Genomic DNA, 17,595 nt, shown 5'->3' with positions numbered 1-17,595 from the left:
GAAAAACTAATTCTAAGCTTGGTTATTATGTCAAGACGGGTACCTCCATTAAACGCATTAAAAGCCTTTGAAGCGGCTGCGCGTCATTTAAGTTTTACTAAGGCAGCAGAGGAGCTTTATGTAACGCAGGCGGCAGTAAGTCATCAAATAAAAACACTTGAAGAGCATTTAGGTTTAAAGTTGTTTTTACGTAAAAACCGCTCATTATTATTAACTGAAGAAGGCCAAGGCTATTTTTTAGATATAAAAGAGATTTTTACTCAGCTTATTGATGCGACTGAAAAGCTACTAGCCCGTGGTGCTAAAGGTTCATTAACAGTAAGCCTAACACCAAGTTTTGCTATTCAATGGCTTGTCCCGCGCTTAAGTTTATTTAATGAATTGCACCCCGAAATTGATGTAAGGATAAAAGCACAAGATCAAGATGAAAATTCACTAACTGATGACGTAGACATCGCTATTTATTACGGGCGTGGTCATTGGAGTGGGGTGCAAACTTATAAATTACACACCGAGTATTTAGTGCCATTGTGCAGCCCTATGTTATTGAGTGGTCCTAAGCCACTTAATCAGCCAAGTGATTTAATTCATCACACGCTACTACACGATACCACACGTAAAAACTGGAAAACATGGATGAAAACGGCTGGTGTTCGTAATGTACAAGTAAACCAAGGACCTATTTTTAGCCACTCATCAATGGTGTTACAAGCTGCCGTTCATGGTCAAGGTGTAGCAATTGGTAATAGTGTATTAGCTAAACCCGACATAGATGCAGGGCGTTTGGTTATTCCGTTTAATCACAGTTTAGAAAGTAAAAATGCATATTACTTAGTGCTTCGTGAATCGCAAACGGAGCTTGGTAAAATAGTCTCGTTTAAAGAGTGGATGCTGAGTTTAGTAGAGCAAGAGCAAGAATATTAATATGATTGAATGGATAAAAAGCACAAAACAACCTAGCGTAGCGCAATTTATTTTTGCTCATGGTGCCGGTGCAGGTAGTGACTCTGATTTTATGCAACATATGGCAAAATTAATCAGTGAGGAGGGGGTTGATGTTGGGCTATTTGATTTTGAATATATGCAAATTGCCAAACAAACTAATAAGCGACGCCCGCCGGAGCGTGCCCCCAAGTTACTTGCTTACTACGAGCAAGTATTAACGCATGCTCAACCTAAATTGCCATTGTTTATTGGCGGTAAATCAATGGGCGGGCGAATGGCGTCTATGCTAGCTTGTTCAACAAATTACCCGCTTTTAGGCATACTTGCATTTGGTTATCCGTTTCATCCACCGGGCAAGCCGGAAACGTTACGTACCGATCACTTTGCAGATATAGATTGCCCATTTTTAGTATTACAAGGCGAGCGAGATACATTTGGTACTCGTGAAGAACTTGCAACAATGGCTATGTCAAAACAACCTCAGTACATATGGTTAACTGATGGTGATCACTCACTTAAACCGCGTAAAAAAAGCGGCGTTACTGAATTACAAAATAGGGAAGCTGCCGCACTTGGCGCAGTAAAATTTATTAAAAATAATGCAGATATAAATTTAAAGGGTAATTAATGATTAAATTATTTTTAATGATGGGCAGTATTTTTTGTATGCTTTCAGTCATGCTTGGTGCTTTTGCAGCCCATGGTTTAAAAAGCCGATTATCAGAGTATTCGCTGGGCGTTTTTAAAACCGCGGCTGAGTATCAAATGGTGCATGGCCTTGCACTTATTGCGGTGGCTATTTTAATTAAATGGGGCATAAACCTGAGTTGGGCTGGTGGCTTTTTTATAACGGGCACACTACTTTTTAGTGGCAGTTTATATTTACTCGCTCTAACAGATATGAAGTGGCTAGGGCCGATAACACCGCTTGGTGGGTTGTGCTTTATTATTGGTTGGATTGTTATTTTAGTGCAAGTTGCACGATTTAAGTTTTAAAGAGTTTAAGGGTTAATATGTCTAGTGTTGTGATTTATTGTCGTAGTGGTTTTGAAAGCGATGCCGCTGCTGAAATAACGTTTCATGCTGCAGAGCAGGGTTTTGCAGGGTATGTAAAAGCAAAGCCAAATACAGGTTATGTTGTTTACGAATGTTTTGAAGCGCATCACAGCGACGAAATAATCAAAAAAGTCGATTTTAAAAATATGGTGTTTGCACGCCAATGGTTTGCCGGTACATTACTTGAAAACATGCCAGTAGAGGACCGTGTAAGTGCAGTAGTTGAAGCTGCTAAAGATTTTACATTGTGCTCAGAACTGCGCGTTGAAACGCCAGACACGAACGAAGGCAAAGAGCTTTTAACGTTCTGTAAAAAAATATCAACGCCGCTTAAAAAAGCCCTCGAAAAACAAAATACAGTGCTGCGTGAGCCAAAAGCAAACCGCCCAGTAATGCATGTCATGTTTTTAACAAACAATACGGCTTATGTTGGTTACTCGTATAGCTTTAATAATTCTCCATTTTTCATGGGTATTTTACGCCTTCGTATGCCAAGCGATGCACCTAGTCGTTCAACGTTAAAACTCGACGAAGCGTTTAATGTATTTATTCCTGAGCAACAACGTGAATCACGCGTGGCAGCAGGTATGCGCAGTGTTGATTTAGGTGCATGCCCGGGTGGTTGGACTTATCAGCTTGTACGCCGAGGTATGTTTGTAAGTGCGATTGATAACGGCCCAATGAATGACGATTTAATGCAAACGGGGCAAGTTAAACATTTTAGAGCAGATGGTTTTAAATATCGCCCAGAAAAAAGAAACATTACTTGGTTAGTGTGCGATATGGTGGAAAAACCAACCAAAGTGACTACGCTAATGATTGACTGGGCAGTAAATGCATACGCAAAAGAGTTTATATTTAACTTAAAACTCCCTATGAAAAAGCGCTTTGACAGTGTTTATGAATGCCTTTCGATGATAAGAAAAGCGCTTGAAAAACAAGGTATTAATTACGAGTTGCAAGCTAAGCACCTGTACCACGATCGTGAAGAGATAACAGTGCACTTAAATGTAACCAAAGTACCGCAAAGCTTATACAGTTAACGTTATGGTAATAAAATTACTGAGCTGATAGCTAATTAGGGATCTATATGATCCCTTTTTTATGGCTTTTTTCTAAGCTTCTTTGTTGGGTGGCATGATAGATATGTCTATAGTTTATAGAACCCTAGCTCGACTCAGTGTTAAAAGTAACGCGTATTTTGTATTAGTTTTGAATCATCGATATTTTTTGACAAAGAAGCGTCATCTAATTTTATTTTAGTTTTTTCGTCAAATAAACGTAAAAGAAAATATGAAGATTGTGAAGTTGTGGCCAAATTTTATTAGCCACTACTGCTATTAATAGGTTTGAGTAATAAGGAACCTAATTTGATATCAGCCCATCTTAAGAGCCATTTTATTATTTGTTTATTAACTTCGGTATTTAGGACGATAGTTATCTACCCACAAACGGGTAGCGCCGCATACCGATACAGGCATTACGATTAAATTTACAATAGGGATGGCTGTAAATATCATTACGGCAAAGCCAAAACCATATGATAAACCTTGTTTACTTTTTAAATCGTCTTTCATTTGTCTAAAGTCGATTTTATGATTATCGAAAGCGTAGTCTTTATACTGTACTGCGTACATCCAGCATGTAAATAACACCCATAAAATCTGTCCAATGACAGGTAATATCCACAGTAATATAAAAAAACCAATAGCGCGGGGCAGATAATACCATAGCTTTGTCAGCTCTCTGGCAAACATGCGTGGCACATCTTTCAATAATTCAGTAAAGCCATCATCATTAATTTGTTGACCTGTTAAATAGAGTTCTACTTTTTCGCTGAGTAAACCATTAAATGGAGCGGCAATAAAATTAGTTATTACAGTAAACAACATGCTGTAGCTAAATAATACCACCAAGACTGCGATAGGCCATATAAGCCACTCTAACCAGCTTAGGATATCAGGTAACCAGCTGACAAAAAAAGAGATCCACTCATCAAACTTCATAACTAAAAGAAACATTGAGCCTATGAAAAGCGCAATATTAATTAATAACGGGATAAGCACAAAGCGCTTTAACCCTTTTTGACTAATTAATTTAAAACCTGAAAAAAATATTCCATACCTTGTGTTATTTGCACAGAAACCTCGATAAATGTTTACTCCTGAAAGTAGTATAAATAATTGAATTTTTTTGAACAGTACTTTTAGGTAACAAAGTGTTTAAATAGCTAGACTGGCAAAGGGTTATTAGGTTTAGAATGCTTATGGAGACTAAATATTGGGTGATCATAGTAGATATTTATATTTTCTTTAGTTCAAAATTACAGTACATGTAATCATACGGGGCGTGTTGATCTTTGGTGGTCGAATTTACAGCAGACTGTTTGGTAATTAGGCAAGGCAGAGCCTATGATGTGTGGTTATTCCCCATAAGTAGGCGATAACGCAGTACAAATACCAAACATGCGCTGCCCTTTTAGTTTTTTTAGGGGCGATTGACGCTTTGTTGCCTGCATATAGCAGGTAAGGGACGTGAGCAGGACGCGGAAGTTTTCTCGGTTTTACTTATTCTTACACAGATATAAGCTTGTAAAGTAACGCAGGAACCGTTACCGAACCCACGAGATTATACGCCTCGCGCCGCGGTTAAATCCTCCCTAGATTGAACAAATTTCAATTTTCAAAGATCAACACGGCCTAACGTAATTTAAAAATGAGCAACGATAGATGCCTAAAATATTTGTGATCGGGTTACCTAGAACAGGCACGACTAGTGTGAGTGTTGCACTATTAGAAATGGGTTATTCAGTGGCACACACTGCTTTTACAAAGCAGGCATTTAAAATAGCGGATGCAGTAACTGATGCCCCTTGTTTTAGTGAATATATGCATTTAGATATGTTATTTCCTGATGCTAAATTTATATATCTAAGTAGAGACTTAAATAAATGGCTGCCTTCAATTACTATGTTACTTGAAAAAATGGCGCCTCATTTAGCGTTAGCTACAGGTAAGTTTAATCCTATTTTAAAACGTAGCTTTCATAACACATTTCCAGGAAGCCTTCCTTTGTCATCTGAGGCGTTAGAGAACTGTTATTTAGAGCATGAACAAAGTGTGTTGTCGTATTTTGATAATAATGATAATTTTTTAGCAATAGACATTAGTAAACAAGGTAGTTTACTAAAACTAAAGCAGTTTTTAGGGATTACAACACAAGGAAGTAATGATTTTCCATGGCTAAATGCAGGTCGTCACGTTGCTAACTGGAAAGAATATAAACATCCTAATAAAGTTAACTCTAATTTAGCGGGCACAGAACATCGAAAATATTTTAGTTATGAACTAAAGTATTAAAATACTGGCTTGATTTTAATTAAACGTCTAAATAAGTTAAAAATGGGCCGAACGAGGTTGTTCATTTGTTACAATTAGGTATAGTTTGCCAACAAATTTTTAATATAAATTGGGATGTTCAATGCAGTTAGTTGATTTAAAACCGAATGACCAGGATGTGATTAATGTTTTTTCAGATATCGACCGACTTATAAACTCTCTGTATCCGGTTGCTACAGCACAATCTTTAACGCTAAGTGAGCTTGAGAACCCTAGTGTGTATGCAATTGGCTTAAAAAATGACGATGGTATAATTGCTTGTGGTGCTATTGTAAAACAGTTTGATAAAGCACCTTATGGCGAGATTCGACGACTTTATGTAAGTCCTAGTTACCGAGGAAAAGGACTCTCTAGGCGTATTATGCAAATTCTGTTGCATCATGCAGGGGAAGAGGAAATCCCATTAATAAGGTTAGAAACAGGCCCTAAACAAATACAATCTATCAAGTTATATGAAAATTTAGGGTTTAAACGTTGTGATAGTTTTGGACCTTATCAAGATAACCCACAAAGTGTATTTATGGAGCTAGGTTTAAGCAAATAATCAGGAAGCACCAGCATAATTATAAAAGTAACTCTATTACATCATGGCTTTATCTCTTCGGTAAAGCTTACTTATAAATTCAAATTATACAAATATGGTCAATAGTATCGTATTAAGCGCTTTAATCGATTTACACACTTACACACCGCTACTCTTTTATCATTGTTAGTAAAATATTAAGAAAAGATTTTAAAGATATTTTTTGTACTAAAATTTACTAATCATAACTATACTAGTCACAATTGGATGAAAACGAATCGATTAGATGTTTTTATCGTACTATTAATCACTCTTGTAAATTAAAAACAAAAAAATGAAATTTATGGTGAAATATGGAAACAGCTAGGTTAAAAAAGTTATTATCTCACCAACAAGATATCTTATCTAAAATAGCATTAGGTTTACCTTTAAGTGATGTTCTTGAAGAAATTTGCTTATCAATAGAAGAAGTCATTGATGAAAAGTCAGCACGATGCTCAATTTTAACATTAGTGGGGGATCAGCTTTTTCATTGTGCGGCCCCAAATATAGACGATAAATATTGCAAAGCTATAAACGGTGTACATATAGGACCAAGTTCAGGTTCGTGTGGCACAGCAGCCTTCTCTGGAAAGCGTGTAATTGTTCAAGATATTGAAGTGTCACCTTTATGGAAAGATTACAAAGGTCTCGCATTAAGTTCTGGACTCAAATCATGTTGGTCCACTCCAATCATTTCAACACAATCCCAAATACTTGGTACATTTGCTATTTATCATGATAAGCCAAAGGCACCATCAGTTCTTGAGCTTGAGTTAATCGATTATTTTGTACATTTTTCGAGTATTGCACTTGAAAAAAATGCTGAACTACTTAAAGGTAGACAGCTTTTGACTGATTTAGAGCAAAGTAATGAGAAATTTGAAGCCTTTACTAAAGTAATGCCAGATTTAACACTAATTTTAAGTGAAAGCGGTGTATATACCGATATATATGGTTCTTCAGATAAACTGCTATACAATTCGCAGAAAGAATTGATGAATAAAAAAGTAAACGATGTAATGCCAAAAAAAGACGCTAAGTCAATTATGGCAGTAATAGATAAAACGTTAGAAACTAACGATGTACAAGTTTTTGAATACGAACTTGAAATTAATGGTCAAATGATGACTTTTGAAGGAAGAACAGCACCCATTGAACATTACCAATCAGATAAGCCATTTCAACGTCACATAGTATGGGTGGCAAGGGACGTAACGGTTAGAAAAAAAGCAGAGAAAGAAGTTGAAAGACTGGCTTTTTATGACCCTCTTACGGGTTTACCTAATCGTAGAATGCTCAATGATAAACTAACCGCATATGCAGATAAAATTAAGCTCACAAATAAAACCGGGGCTTTGTTATTTTTAGACTTAGATAACTTTAAAAGAATTAATGATTCACTAGGACATAGCGCTGGAGATGAAGTTTTAGTTGAATTATCAAACCGCTTAAGCTCTGTAATTGGAAAGTCTGATACGTTAGCACGCGCAGGGGGAGATGAGTTTATTATTTTACTGGAGTATGTAGGTGATGATAATGAGCAAGCGATCATTGAATCTGAAATTGTGGCCAAAAAATTACAAAGTGTATTTAACGAAAAATTTGAAGTTGGAAAATTAGCTTTTCAAGTTACTTGTAGTATTGGTATTTGTTTAATAGATAAAATAAATTCAATAACCGATAACATATTAAAGTTTGCTGACACTGCAATGTATCGCTCAAAAATAAAAAGAGGTAATAGCTGTAGTTTTTACGATCCTGAATTACAAACATTACTACAAAATCAAGCTGAGTTAGAAACTGATATTGTAAGGGCAATATCATGCGACGAGTTTTGTGCACACTTTCAGCCGCAAATAAATACACAAGGTAAAGTTGTTGGTGCTGAGGCACTCATTAGATGGAATCATCCGGATAAGGGGCTAATAGCACCTAATGAATTTATTCCTATTGCTGAACAATATGGGCTAATTCAAACGTTACAAAATACAGTATTACGCGATATATGTATTTTAATTAACGAGTTAAATGGGTTTGATGCTATTGACGAATCATTCAATATTTCGATAAATATAAGTCAATGCCAATTTAACTCAGTAACGTTAAAGAATGAGCTTTTAACTGTGATTAACGGTTATGGTGTTAAGCCCTCACGAGTTAAGTTAGAAATTACTGAGTCTATGTTATCTGGTGATATAGAAAGTGCTATACAACAAATGGAAGATTTAAAAAGGCATGGCTTTGTATTTTCTATTGATGATTTTGGTACAGGCTATTCTTGCTTAACTCATTTGAGCTCTTTTCCAGTAAAGGAATTAAAGATAGATAAAAGTTTTATTGATAAAATATTAGATGGCGGTATAGGATTTAGTATTGTTGAAACTATTATTAATCTAGGTAAGAGTCTTAATATATCTGTCGTTGCAGAAGGTGTTGAAAAGTTAGAGCAACTTGAAATGCTAAAAAAAATAGATGTGAATGCAATGCAGGGTTATTTTTTATCAAAACCAATGGCTCATGGTGACTATTTGCAGTGGCACAAAGAGCATTTAAAAGAGAATACTTAACCTTTAAACCAAAGTTACCAGATTTATAACGTAAATCTGATTTAGACTGATATTGGTACTATAAAATTAATTTGTATAGGGTGCAAAAAATGAACCAATTAGCGGAAAGAACAATAGAGTGCCCTTATTGCGGTGAATCAATTGACGTTTTAATTGATGCCTCTGACATCGATGAGCAATACATTGAAGATTGCCAAGTGTGCTGTAAACCAATAAATTTTTTAGTTTCACATAACATTGATGATGAGTTAATTGTTAATGTATATGGCGAAGATGATGCGTATTAATAAATTAGTGTTGCCTTTTATTTCGTAAGTCCTTAGTTACAGATTTGTTCTTCTTCACATTAACTCCTGCATAATAAATATAAATTAATATACAAATAAGAGTAGTGTTGATCTTCAATTTTATGACGTTCGTTTGAAGTTCATTGTTGTGGTTCCTTTAAATACGTTTATTTATACTTAACATAAAAAATGTCAGGATACGCTTTGAAGTGGCAGCTGTTGCCCATACTGCAATCTACAACTTAAAGCATTACAGGAAAGGTTAGCTGATATCATTTGTTGGGGGCTCAACTAGTTGCGATTAGCCCGCAGGTACCGGACGTCTCAATGAGTAAAAATGAGATAAGTAAAATGAATTTTTAGTGCTCTCAGATAAAGTGCAGAAGTTGCATCGCAGTATGGCATTGCATGGGAAGTCTGTGAGTATTAAGTAGAACATATGTGAGTTGATCGTAAACTCGACCCAGAAGAAACAAATAATGGCCATGGTAGTATACTGCCAATACCAGCCATATTTATTATAGATCGTGATAGATAGGTTACATGGTGTCATGTGGATGCAGATTACCGTACACGTTCAGAGCCAGATGACATTATTGATGAGCTACGTAAGCTGTTTTAATTACTTGCTTTTAAAACATAAAATTAGTGCATTAAAGCCATAGGTATGTATTTTTCGAGGGTGTAACTAATTTTGTGTAACTACTTTATAATAAAGCGCTATAGCAATCGATTATAAGAATAGATTACTAACACCCTAAATATTTCTTTTACAACAAAAACCGGCAAGCCTAACAGGATACTGTTTTTGTTAGTTACATTCGTATAAAATCCACCTTATTATATTTCCCTGAAATACTTCAAACCATAACGTTTAAATAGCGAGACTTTCTTATCATTTCTAAAAATGACACTAAACCAATGACAGACATAACAGTAGTAACCCACAATGGTAATTTTCATGCAGATGACGTTTTTAGTATTGCAGTACTTAAACATGTTTTGCCATCGTTTAAGCTGGTACGCACACGCGATAAAGCGCTTATAGAAAGTGCCGACTTTGTAATTGATGTAGGTGGGGAATATGACCCTCAAACGAATCGCTTTGATCATCATCAACGCGGTGGTGCAGGCGAGCGAGAAAATGGCATTCCTTTTTCATCATTTGGTTTAGTGTGGAAAAAATACGGCTTAGCGCTGTGTGATGATAACCAAGCCGTGGCTGATAGAGTGGATTCAGGCTTAGTTTCAACCATTGATGCCATTGATTGTGGTCATGTTGAAGGAGTATCAAAAGGAATAAGCTTGAGCCAAACAATCTCAATGTTTAACCCTACGTGGGAAGAAGAAAGTAACTTTGATACCTGCTTTGATGAAGCTGTTGAATTTGCAGCTCGCATGCTCGTTCGTTTTATCGCCTCAGCTCACGGTAGTGTAAATGCAAAAGAGATTGTCGCCAAAGCAATTGAAAATGCAGAAGATGCCAGAGTTATAGTGCTTGAAAAATATACACCGTGGAAAAAAACAGTGCATATTTTATCAAGCGATGCGCTATACATGGTTTACCCATCGCATTCTGGGCAATGGATATTACAAACGGTACCCGTTGAGCCTGGCTCGTTTGAAGATAGAAAACCGCTTCCTAAAGCATGGTCTGGTTTATCTGATCAAGCGTTTGTAGATGAAACCGGTATTGATGATGCAGTGTTTTGCCATAATGGTTTATTTATAGCGGGCACTAAGTCGTTTGAAAGCACCATGAAGCTTGCCACTATGGCGCTTAGCGAATAACAACGCAGATTCATAACGAATACTAAGCATAACAATTTATATAGATTGTTATGCTTGTTACCTTAGCGCGGAGCATTATGTTTGAACTAAAAACAATCGCACTTTTTACTATTACAGCCTTAGCAGAAATAGTGGGTTGCTATTTGCCCTACCTTTGGCTTAAGCAAGATAAAAGCATTTTACTTTTAATTCCTGCGGCTTTAAGTTTGGGACTATTTGCATGGTTGCTCTCTTTACATCCTACTGCAGCAGGGCGCGTGTATGCAGCTTATGGAGGCGTATATATTTGCGTTGCGCTATTATGGTTATGGGTTGTTGATGGCGTAAAGCTTACTATGTGGGATATTATTGGTGGTTTAGTAGCACTGCTAGGTATGGCTATAATTATGTTCGCCCCAAAAAGTGCATAGCTAGCTTATACTTAATTAATCGAATTCGCCTATACACTACTGCAATTTCCCACTTTCAATACCACAGGCAATATTTAACGCTACATATGTGTTAAGCAACTACTGAAGCTGGTGGATGTTATGCTGCGCGTTTTAGACGTGCAGTTTTTATTCACTTTGCAGAATACATAGGTATTACTTGGTCACAACACGTTGGCTAAATAGCAGTAATTTGAGGCGTTGAGAACACCTTGCTCTAATCCTTCAAAAGTAAATTTTATAAACACAGTAACTCAAGATGAATTTTATTGAATGAGCTAACTCATTTTTACTAATAAAATTTATAATGAGTCATTTAAAAACAGCCATTTTTTACAACTTTTCTTATCTTTAACAATCATCAAAGTCCTGTTTTATATACGCTGGGGGGCAATGCGTGATTGGTTGTTTTTTTAACATTAAAAATCACTCGTTACGAGCAAAAATACTTGTTGGACTTAGATCTCTATTTTTCTTTTAATGCGCGGCACTAGCCGAGTTGGCACTAATTAATTAAATAAAAGAGAAAGATAAATGAAAGAAACAACATCACTAGAACAAGCTCGTACGAGCTACAATGTTCGTCATTGGAGCCAAGGTTTTTTTGGTATTAATGATCAAGGTGATGTGTATGTTGCGCCCAAGGCTCATGCCCCAGAGCAAACCATTGCATTAACAGATATCGCAAAGCAGCTTCAAGATAAAGGTTTAAGCTTACCTGCTTTAGTTCGTTTTCCGCAAATTTTACACCATCGTGTACACAGCTTATGCGGCGCATTTAATACTGCGATTGAAAACTATGGTTACCCTAAAGACTACCTATTAGTTTACCCAATAAAAGTAAACCAACAACGTGAAGTGGTTGAAGAAATAGTAGCAAGCCAAGCACAAGTAGAAAAAAAGCAACTTGGTTTAGAAGCCGGCAGCAAGCCTGAATTACTAACGGTACTAGCACTGGCTGAAAAAACCAGCGCCGTTATTGTATGTAACGGCTACAAAGACAAAGAGTACGTACGTTTAGCACTTATTGGCGAAAAACTAGGTCATAAAGTGTATATCGTACTCGAAAAGCTTTCTGAGCTAGACATGGTACTTAGCCAAGCAAAAGAGCTTAACGTAAAACCACGCATTGGTATTCGCGTACGTTTAGCATCGCAAGGTAAAGGTAAATGGCAGGCGAGTGGCGGCGAAAAATCAAAATTTGGTTTATCTGCATCGCAAGTTTTACACGTAGTTAATCGTTTAAAAGACGCAAACCAGCTTGACTTACTTCAGCTAGTACATTTTCACTTAGGGTCACAAATGGCGAACATTCGTGACGTACGTTTAGGTGTAAGCGAAGCAGCGCGTTTTTACTGTGAGCTACGTAAATTAGGCGCAGAAATTGATTGCCTTGATGTAGGTGGCGGTTTGGCTGTTGATTACGACGGCACACGTAGCCAGTCGCATAACTCTATGAATTACAGCTTAGCCGAATATGCAAATAACATTGTGTACACCATTGGTGATACATGTAAGCAATATGAGCAACCAATGCCGACTATTATTTCTGAGTCGGGTCGTGCGCTTACGGCGCATCATGCTGTGCTTATTTCTAATGTTATTGGTACTGAAAGTTACACGCCAGAAGAGTTAGTAGCGCCAGCGGCAGATGCACCTCTGTTATTAAAAAACATGTGGGCATCGTTTGTACAGTTAACTGATTCAACGGATGACCGTGCATTAATTGAAATCTATCACGACAGCCAAGGTGATTTAGCTGAAGCGCATAGCCAGTTTGCTTTAGGTTTATTAGACTTATCGCAACGTGCATGGGCTGAGCAAATTAACATCCGTATTTGTTATGAACTTAACAAGCATATGGATAATAAAAACCGTTTTCATCGTCCTATTATTGATGAATTAAACGTACGTTTAGCCGATAAGTTTTTTGTAAACTTCTCGTTATTTCAATCGCTTCCAGACGCATGGGGCATTGATCAGGTGTTTCCGGTATTGCCATTAAGTGGGCTAACTGAAGCACCAAAAAAACGTGCCGTATTACTTGATATAACCTGCGACTCAGACGGTGCACTTGAGCATTACGTTGATGGTCAAGGTATTGAAAGCACATTACCAGTGCCAGAGTTTAGCGCTGATAAACCTTATTTAATGGGCTTTTTCTTGGTGGGTGCTTATCAAGAAATTTTAGGTGACATGCATAACTTGTTTGGCGATACGCACAGCGCAATTGTTAATATGGATGAGCAAGGCGTTGCAAGTATTACCGAGATAAACCAAGGTGACACTGTTGCCGATATGATGCGCTATGTACATTTAGATGTTGAAAGTTTTCAGCAATCATATGAGCAGTTAGTAAGCACTAAAATTGAAAAACACGAACAGCAAAGCGTTTTAGACGAGTTGCAAAGCGGCCTTGATGGCTACACTTATTTAGAAGAGTTATAAGCAATGTCGACTTTGTTTGGTCACGCAGATCACTCATTGTACTCAAATGGGATGACGTTTTTACGTCGTCCTATGGTGCAAAACATTAATGCAATTGATGCAGACGTAGTGGTTTTAGGCTTACCGTTTGACTTAGCGACATCGGGTCGCCCTGGTGCGCGTTTAGGCCCTGATGCAATTCGTCGTGCATCAGTTCATTTAGCGTGGGAAGACACTAAATACCCGTGGACGTTCCCGTTGTTTGAACGCTTAAAAGTGGCAGACGCAGGAGACTTTACTTACCCTGTTGGCGACCCTGAGTATTTTACTGCGCAACTAGAAATGGCTGCTGAGCAAATACTTCGTCAAGGTAAAACGCTATTAGGTTTAGGGGGCGATCACTTTGTAACGCTTCCGCTATTACGTGCTCATGCAAAAATACATGGCAAAATGGCACTGGTACATTTTGATGCGCACACCGATACCTATAGCAATGGCTCGCGATTTGATCACGGCACTATGTTTTATCATGCACCAATGGAAGGGCTGATTGATGTTGATCACAGTATACAAATAGGTATTCGTACCGACTTTGATCAAAGCAAACATGAGTTTGCTGTGATTGATGCAATGCAAGCTAACGATTTACATGCAAATGATATTGCAGCGCAAATACTTGAACGAGTAGGTGACCTACCTGTTTACTTAACATTTGATATAGATTGTTTAGACCCTGCGTTTGCGCCTGGTACAGGCACTCCTGTGTGCGGTGGTTTAACGTCAGATAAAGTACTTAAAGTACTGCGTGCGCTAAAAGGCATAAACATGGTAGGTATGGATGTGGTAGAAGTATCACCTTCGTATGACCAAAGCGAGCTTACCGCTATTGCCGCAGCAACCATTGCGAGCGAATTATTACATGTGTGGACACATAAAAATAAGTACTAATTTATTTTAAAATAGAGTTTAAAGCTAAATAGGGTATGCGCTGGCATACCCTTTTTTAGTTATAGGTATCGATTATTTAGCAGCTTAATTTCTTTTAACCAAATAACGCTTAGCCCAATAAGAGGAAGGTTAGTAGTAACAGGGTTAAATGCTTCAATAAGTAATTGTGGCTGCATTACAACTACAGCGAGTAAAAGGCCAATCAACGCTAGAACATTTAACATTATTAGGTGTTTATTTTTATAAAACACAAATAAACACAATCCAAATATAATTTCGCCAACACCCGCTGAACGTGTAATTAAGTCAGACACTTCGGCTGAAAAACCAGCACTGCCAGTCATCAATTTTTCAAGCGGTGCAATATGATAAAGCTTTGGAAAAAAGCCGTGGTATATCCAACTTAAACTTACTATGTAGCGAGCAAGTTGAATATAACCGCGATTATTTCCTAGCATTATCAATACGCTCTTGTGCACTTGGGTGGCTAGATAAGTACTCTAAAAAGTCATTTACTTTTTCGAGGTGCTCGTTTTCGCTGGTATGGCTTTCTTGTAGGGCTTCTATTGCATCAGCAAAGTCATTACTCGAATACCCAAGCGACTCTAATTGAGTGAGTGCAAAGCTATCGGCCTCGCGTTCCATATCTCGTGAAAACCCTTGCTGAGCAAATGATGCACCTGTACCTAATGCAACCTCTGCAACCCCCTCTAAATCACCAAATACAACCGCTAGCACAATCGTACTTGCGGCAGATTGTGCTGTAATACGTACGCTATGCTGGTGAACTACATGGCCCATTTCGTGTAGCAATACCGCTTTTAGTGCATTGGGTTTATCGGCAAGTAAATTTGCTAAATCATCGGTTACCACGATACGACCATGCGGTAGTGCAAACGCGTTAGCACCAAAGCTGTCTGATTTATAAAACGATAATCTATAAACCGATTGATCAAGCGATAACGCATTAAGCATACTTGTAAAATGTGCTTGTACTTTAGTTTGCTGCTCTGCGGGCAGCTCACTTGGGTCAAGCGCAATCTTTTTAATTAGTGTAAAACTTTGCTCCCCCATCTGTTCCACAACATTACGTGGCAGGGTATCAACACTATAAACAGCAATGGCCGGTACCGCTTTATAAAGTACTAACCACATAAAAAGTGGTGTAAATATGACTGCGGCTAAAATTGCCCATTTACTTTTTTCAAGGCGCTCCATTATGTGATAGTTATTTTCTTTAAATGGCCATCTGTAACTTACATCAAGAGGGATAAAACGACTGCCATCTTCAAAGTTTAGTTCGTCGGCAAGTCCTGCCATCCCTGAACTTAATGTTAGACTTGAGATTACGTGGCGAGAGATAACGTGTTCATCGTTGATAACCTCAATGTGTGTGTCGCTAATACTGGCAACACACACTTGATAGTTACTCGATGCGATGGGGAAAAAATGTCCCTTTACATGCATGGTGAGCTCTTAAGTTAGAGAAAGGTCAATATCAAATACGTTTGCAGCTTCTTCAGCAAACGATGATTGCTGATCCTGCTCGGTATCAATCAGATTCAATGCACCAGGATAAATAGTGACGTTAGTTACATCAGCGAGCATTTTTGATGTACGTACTTTTGTCCATGGGTATGCAAGCCCTAAAGAAAATACAATAGCCAACATATTAGTGAGTAGTAAAATAGCGAAAGGAATTGGTTTTAGCTCTGATTTAAATGTAGCAACGCCTTCAAAATGGCTGTTATCAAAAATATGATTTCTAATCGCGGCGTGCCATACAGCAGTAACAATGGCAATCATTAGTACATAGGCAATCATCATAAGTATAGGTAACATAACCATTGCAGGGGAGTTTTCTAAATTTTGTTGATTTTCAACATCTAATAAATTGAGGCCAAATAACCCTAAAATCCCCATTAATACCACCATGGTGATAGAGCTCACTACAAAGCAAATAAGCGCTGTTAGGTAATAGGTTTCGCCTTTAAGATTTACAGTAAGTGGTTTATCGCCATAACTAATATTGCTATGGATATAGCTATCAATACGTTTTATAACGTAAGGCATTAATAAATAAAGCGTAAATATGCTGGCGATAGGTAAAAGTATAAAGTTAACAAACGCCTCGCCGTAATCGCCTTTAAAAGCAAAACGGACGTTACGATGGCGTGTCATACGCAGGTTAAAACGTAAACCTTGGTTAATAATCCATGGCATTAAAAAGATAAAACCAATAGCAATAAACAGACCTAATATAGGCATAAAGCTAATAGAAAATGTGTAAATAAAAAACACAATAACCGCTAAAATCCGGCCTTTTAAAATCTGTATTGGTGTTGCTAGGTAGTCAAAGCTATGACCGTCTATACGAGTGTGGCCGTAAAAATAGCGATGCGTACGTACTTTAGCCCACGCCGAGTATATGCCAAGCGTAATAACGCTAAGTAATATATTTACAATCCAGATTCCAAAAACTCACCGCCTTTACCACTAAACTGCACTTTTGCGCTAAAAATTGGCTCAGCAGGCTCATTTATTGGTGGGGTTGTTTCAGAGGGGGTAGGGTGTATTGATTCCATTAAAATTATATCCATGTTTTTTTGTTAATTTACCCATTTTTAGTGCAAAATTCAATGTTTATAATTATCCAACCCTTCTGTAAACAGCTATAAATAGGCGTTTTAAGTGTTGAGTTAAATACCCTAATACTTTTTTATAAATAAACCTCGCTGGTTTTATTTATTTGGCTGGTAACTGGGATTTTTAGCTTTTTAATATGCGATTTAGCTACTATGTATAGTTAATGCTGCTTAAATGTAATGGCATTAATTATGTATTAAGCACACCTACGTACAATTAAGCTAATTGATTTATATGCCAAAATAATAGATTGTAAGAGTAGTGGCGATGTAAATTTATTTAGGTTTTACAGCTTTTATCAGCGCTTTAAACAACATTAGGATATTTATTATGTTTCAAGCAGTCGTGTTAGGGGGATTAGAATTTAGCCCGCTGATTGTTTACTTCCCAATTGCGTTTATTTTAACAGCGCTGACTCGTTTTGCTTTGCATCGATTAGATTGGCATGACCGTATTTGGAAAGTGGCTTGGTTTGAAGTGTCACTATTTGTTTGTTACTTGGCACTGGCCGTCTATTTACTAAGTGGAAGATAAATT

General features: G+C 37.4%; 16 protein-coding genes and 1 pseudogene. 13 read left to right on the top strand and 4 right to left on the bottom strand.

The window, feature by feature from the left end; genetic code table 11:
- The first annotated feature begins 27 nt into the window (after nt 1–27).
- The 4 genes from P20652_RS02705 to rlmM are packed head-to-tail and all read left to right on the top strand — an operon-like array spanning nt 28 to nt 3,044.
- Nucleotides 28–924, top strand: a complete 897-nt coding sequence (locus P20652_RS02705; protein ID WP_008171803.1) for a transcriptional regulator GcvA — start codon at nt 28–30, stop codon at nt 922–924.
- Between the two features lies 1 nt (nt 925).
- Nucleotides 926–1,573, top strand: a complete 648-nt coding sequence (locus tag P20652_RS02710; RefSeq protein WP_008171802.1) for an alpha/beta family hydrolase — start codon at nt 926–928, stop codon at nt 1,571–1,573.
- A complete protein-coding gene (locus P20652_RS02715; RefSeq protein ID WP_008171799.1) occupies nt 1,573–1,941 on the top strand; it encodes a DUF423 domain-containing protein in 369 nt (122 codons plus the stop codon). Before P20652_RS02710 ends, P20652_RS02715 begins: the two co-directional genes overlap by 1 nt.
- A gap of 17 nt (nt 1,942–1,958) precedes the next feature.
- Nucleotides 1,959–3,044 carry a 23S rRNA (cytidine(2498)-2'-O)-methyltransferase RlmM gene (gene rlmM / locus P20652_RS02720; protein WP_008171797.1) on the top strand — a complete coding sequence of 362 codons (1,086 nt, stop codon included), beginning with the start codon at nt 1,959–1,961 and terminating at the stop codon, nt 3,042–3,044.
- Between the two features lie 369 nt (nt 3,045–3,413).
- Here the strand turns inward: rlmM and cysZ are convergent, their stop codons facing one another.
- Nucleotides 3,414–4,118 carry a sulfate transporter CysZ gene (gene cysZ, locus P20652_RS02725; RefSeq protein WP_139048240.1) on the bottom strand — a complete coding sequence of 235 codons (705 nt, stop codon included), beginning with the start codon at nt 4,116–4,118 and terminating at the stop codon, nt 3,414–3,416.
- Nucleotides 4,119–4,730: 612 nt separating this feature from the next.
- Between cysZ and P20652_RS02730 the strand changes: the two genes are divergently transcribed.
- The 8 genes from P20652_RS02730 (at nt 4,731) to speB (ending at nt 14,412) form a co-directional block, all read left to right on the top strand.
- The gene (locus P20652_RS02730; RefSeq protein WP_008171792.1) at nt 4,731–5,360 is read left to right on the top strand and encodes a sulfotransferase; all 630 of its coding nucleotides are present in this window, start codon (nt 4,731–4,733) and stop codon (nt 5,358–5,360) included.
- Nucleotides 5,361–5,481: 121 nt separating this feature from the next.
- A complete protein-coding gene (locus P20652_RS02735; RefSeq protein WP_008171790.1) occupies nt 5,482–5,943 on the top strand; it encodes a GNAT family N-acetyltransferase in 462 nt (153 codons plus the stop codon).
- A gap of 332 nt (nt 5,944–6,275) precedes the next feature.
- Nucleotides 6,276–8,531 carry an EAL domain-containing protein gene (locus P20652_RS02740; RefSeq protein WP_008171788.1) on the top strand — a complete coding sequence of 752 codons (2,256 nt, stop codon included), beginning with the start codon at nt 6,276–6,278 and terminating at the stop codon, nt 8,529–8,531.
- Nucleotides 8,532–8,620: 89 nt separating this feature from the next.
- Nucleotides 8,621–8,818 carry a CPXCG motif-containing cysteine-rich protein gene (locus P20652_RS02745; protein WP_008171786.1) on the top strand — a complete coding sequence of 66 codons (198 nt, stop codon included), beginning with the start codon at nt 8,621–8,623 and terminating at the stop codon, nt 8,816–8,818.
- Between the two features lie 921 nt (nt 8,819–9,739).
- Nucleotides 9,740–10,609, top strand: a complete 870-nt coding sequence (locus P20652_RS02750) for an MYG1 family protein (RefSeq protein ID WP_008171784.1) — start codon at nt 9,740–9,742, stop codon at nt 10,607–10,609.
- A gap of 77 nt (nt 10,610–10,686) precedes the next feature.
- A complete protein-coding gene (locus tag P20652_RS02755) occupies nt 10,687–11,019 on the top strand; it encodes a YnfA family protein (protein ID WP_008171783.1) in 333 nt (110 codons plus the stop codon).
- 552 nt (nt 11,020–11,571) lie between these two features.
- Nucleotides 11,572–13,485 (top strand): biosynthetic arginine decarboxylase, encoded by a 1,914-nt coding sequence (speA, locus tag P20652_RS02760; RefSeq protein ID WP_008171780.1) that lies wholly within the window; start codon nt 11,572–11,574, stop codon nt 13,483–13,485.
- Nucleotides 13,486–13,488: 3 nt separating this feature from the next.
- Entirely contained in the window at nt 13,489–14,412 is a 924-nt protein-coding gene (speB, locus tag P20652_RS02765) for an agmatinase (RefSeq protein WP_008171778.1), read from the top strand.
- Nucleotides 14,413–14,471: 59 nt separating this feature from the next.
- On the opposite strand, the gene P20652_RS02770 is transcribed toward speB, so the two are convergent.
- The 3 genes and pseudogenes from P20652_RS02770 to P20652_RS18985 form a co-directional block, all read right to left on the bottom strand.
- Nucleotides 14,472–14,870 carry a DoxX-like family protein gene (locus P20652_RS02770; RefSeq protein ID WP_008171777.1) on the bottom strand — a complete coding sequence of 133 codons (399 nt, stop codon included), beginning with the start codon at nt 14,868–14,870 and terminating at the stop codon, nt 14,472–14,474.
- Nucleotides 14,857–15,879: a M48 family metallopeptidase gene (locus P20652_RS02775; protein WP_033017974.1), complete on the bottom strand. Its 1,023-nt coding sequence runs from the start codon at nt 15,877–15,879 to the stop codon at nt 14,857–14,859. The genes P20652_RS02770 and P20652_RS02775 overlap by 14 nt, the downstream gene beginning before the upstream one ends.
- A gap of 9 nt (nt 15,880–15,888) precedes the next feature.
- A pseudogene (locus tag P20652_RS18985) lies at nt 15,889–16,997 on the bottom strand (YjgN family protein).
- Between the two features lie 391 nt (nt 16,998–17,388).
- On the opposite strand from P20652_RS18985, the gene P20652_RS02780 reads away from it, so the two are divergent.
- On the top strand, nt 17,389–17,592 hold the full coding sequence (locus P20652_RS02780) for a DUF1656 domain-containing protein (RefSeq protein ID WP_008171772.1): 204 nt from the start codon (nt 17,389–17,391) through the stop codon (nt 17,590–17,592).
- The last annotated feature ends 3 nt before the right edge of the window (nt 17,593–17,595 follow it).

The organism is Pseudoalteromonas sp. BSi20652, from assembly GCF_000239855.1.
GTDB lineage: Bacteria > Pseudomonadota > Gammaproteobacteria > Enterobacterales > Alteromonadaceae > Pseudoalteromonas.
The sequence above is the reverse complement of the archived record's forward strand: the minus strand, read 5'-3'. Positions and strand labels throughout refer to the sequence as shown.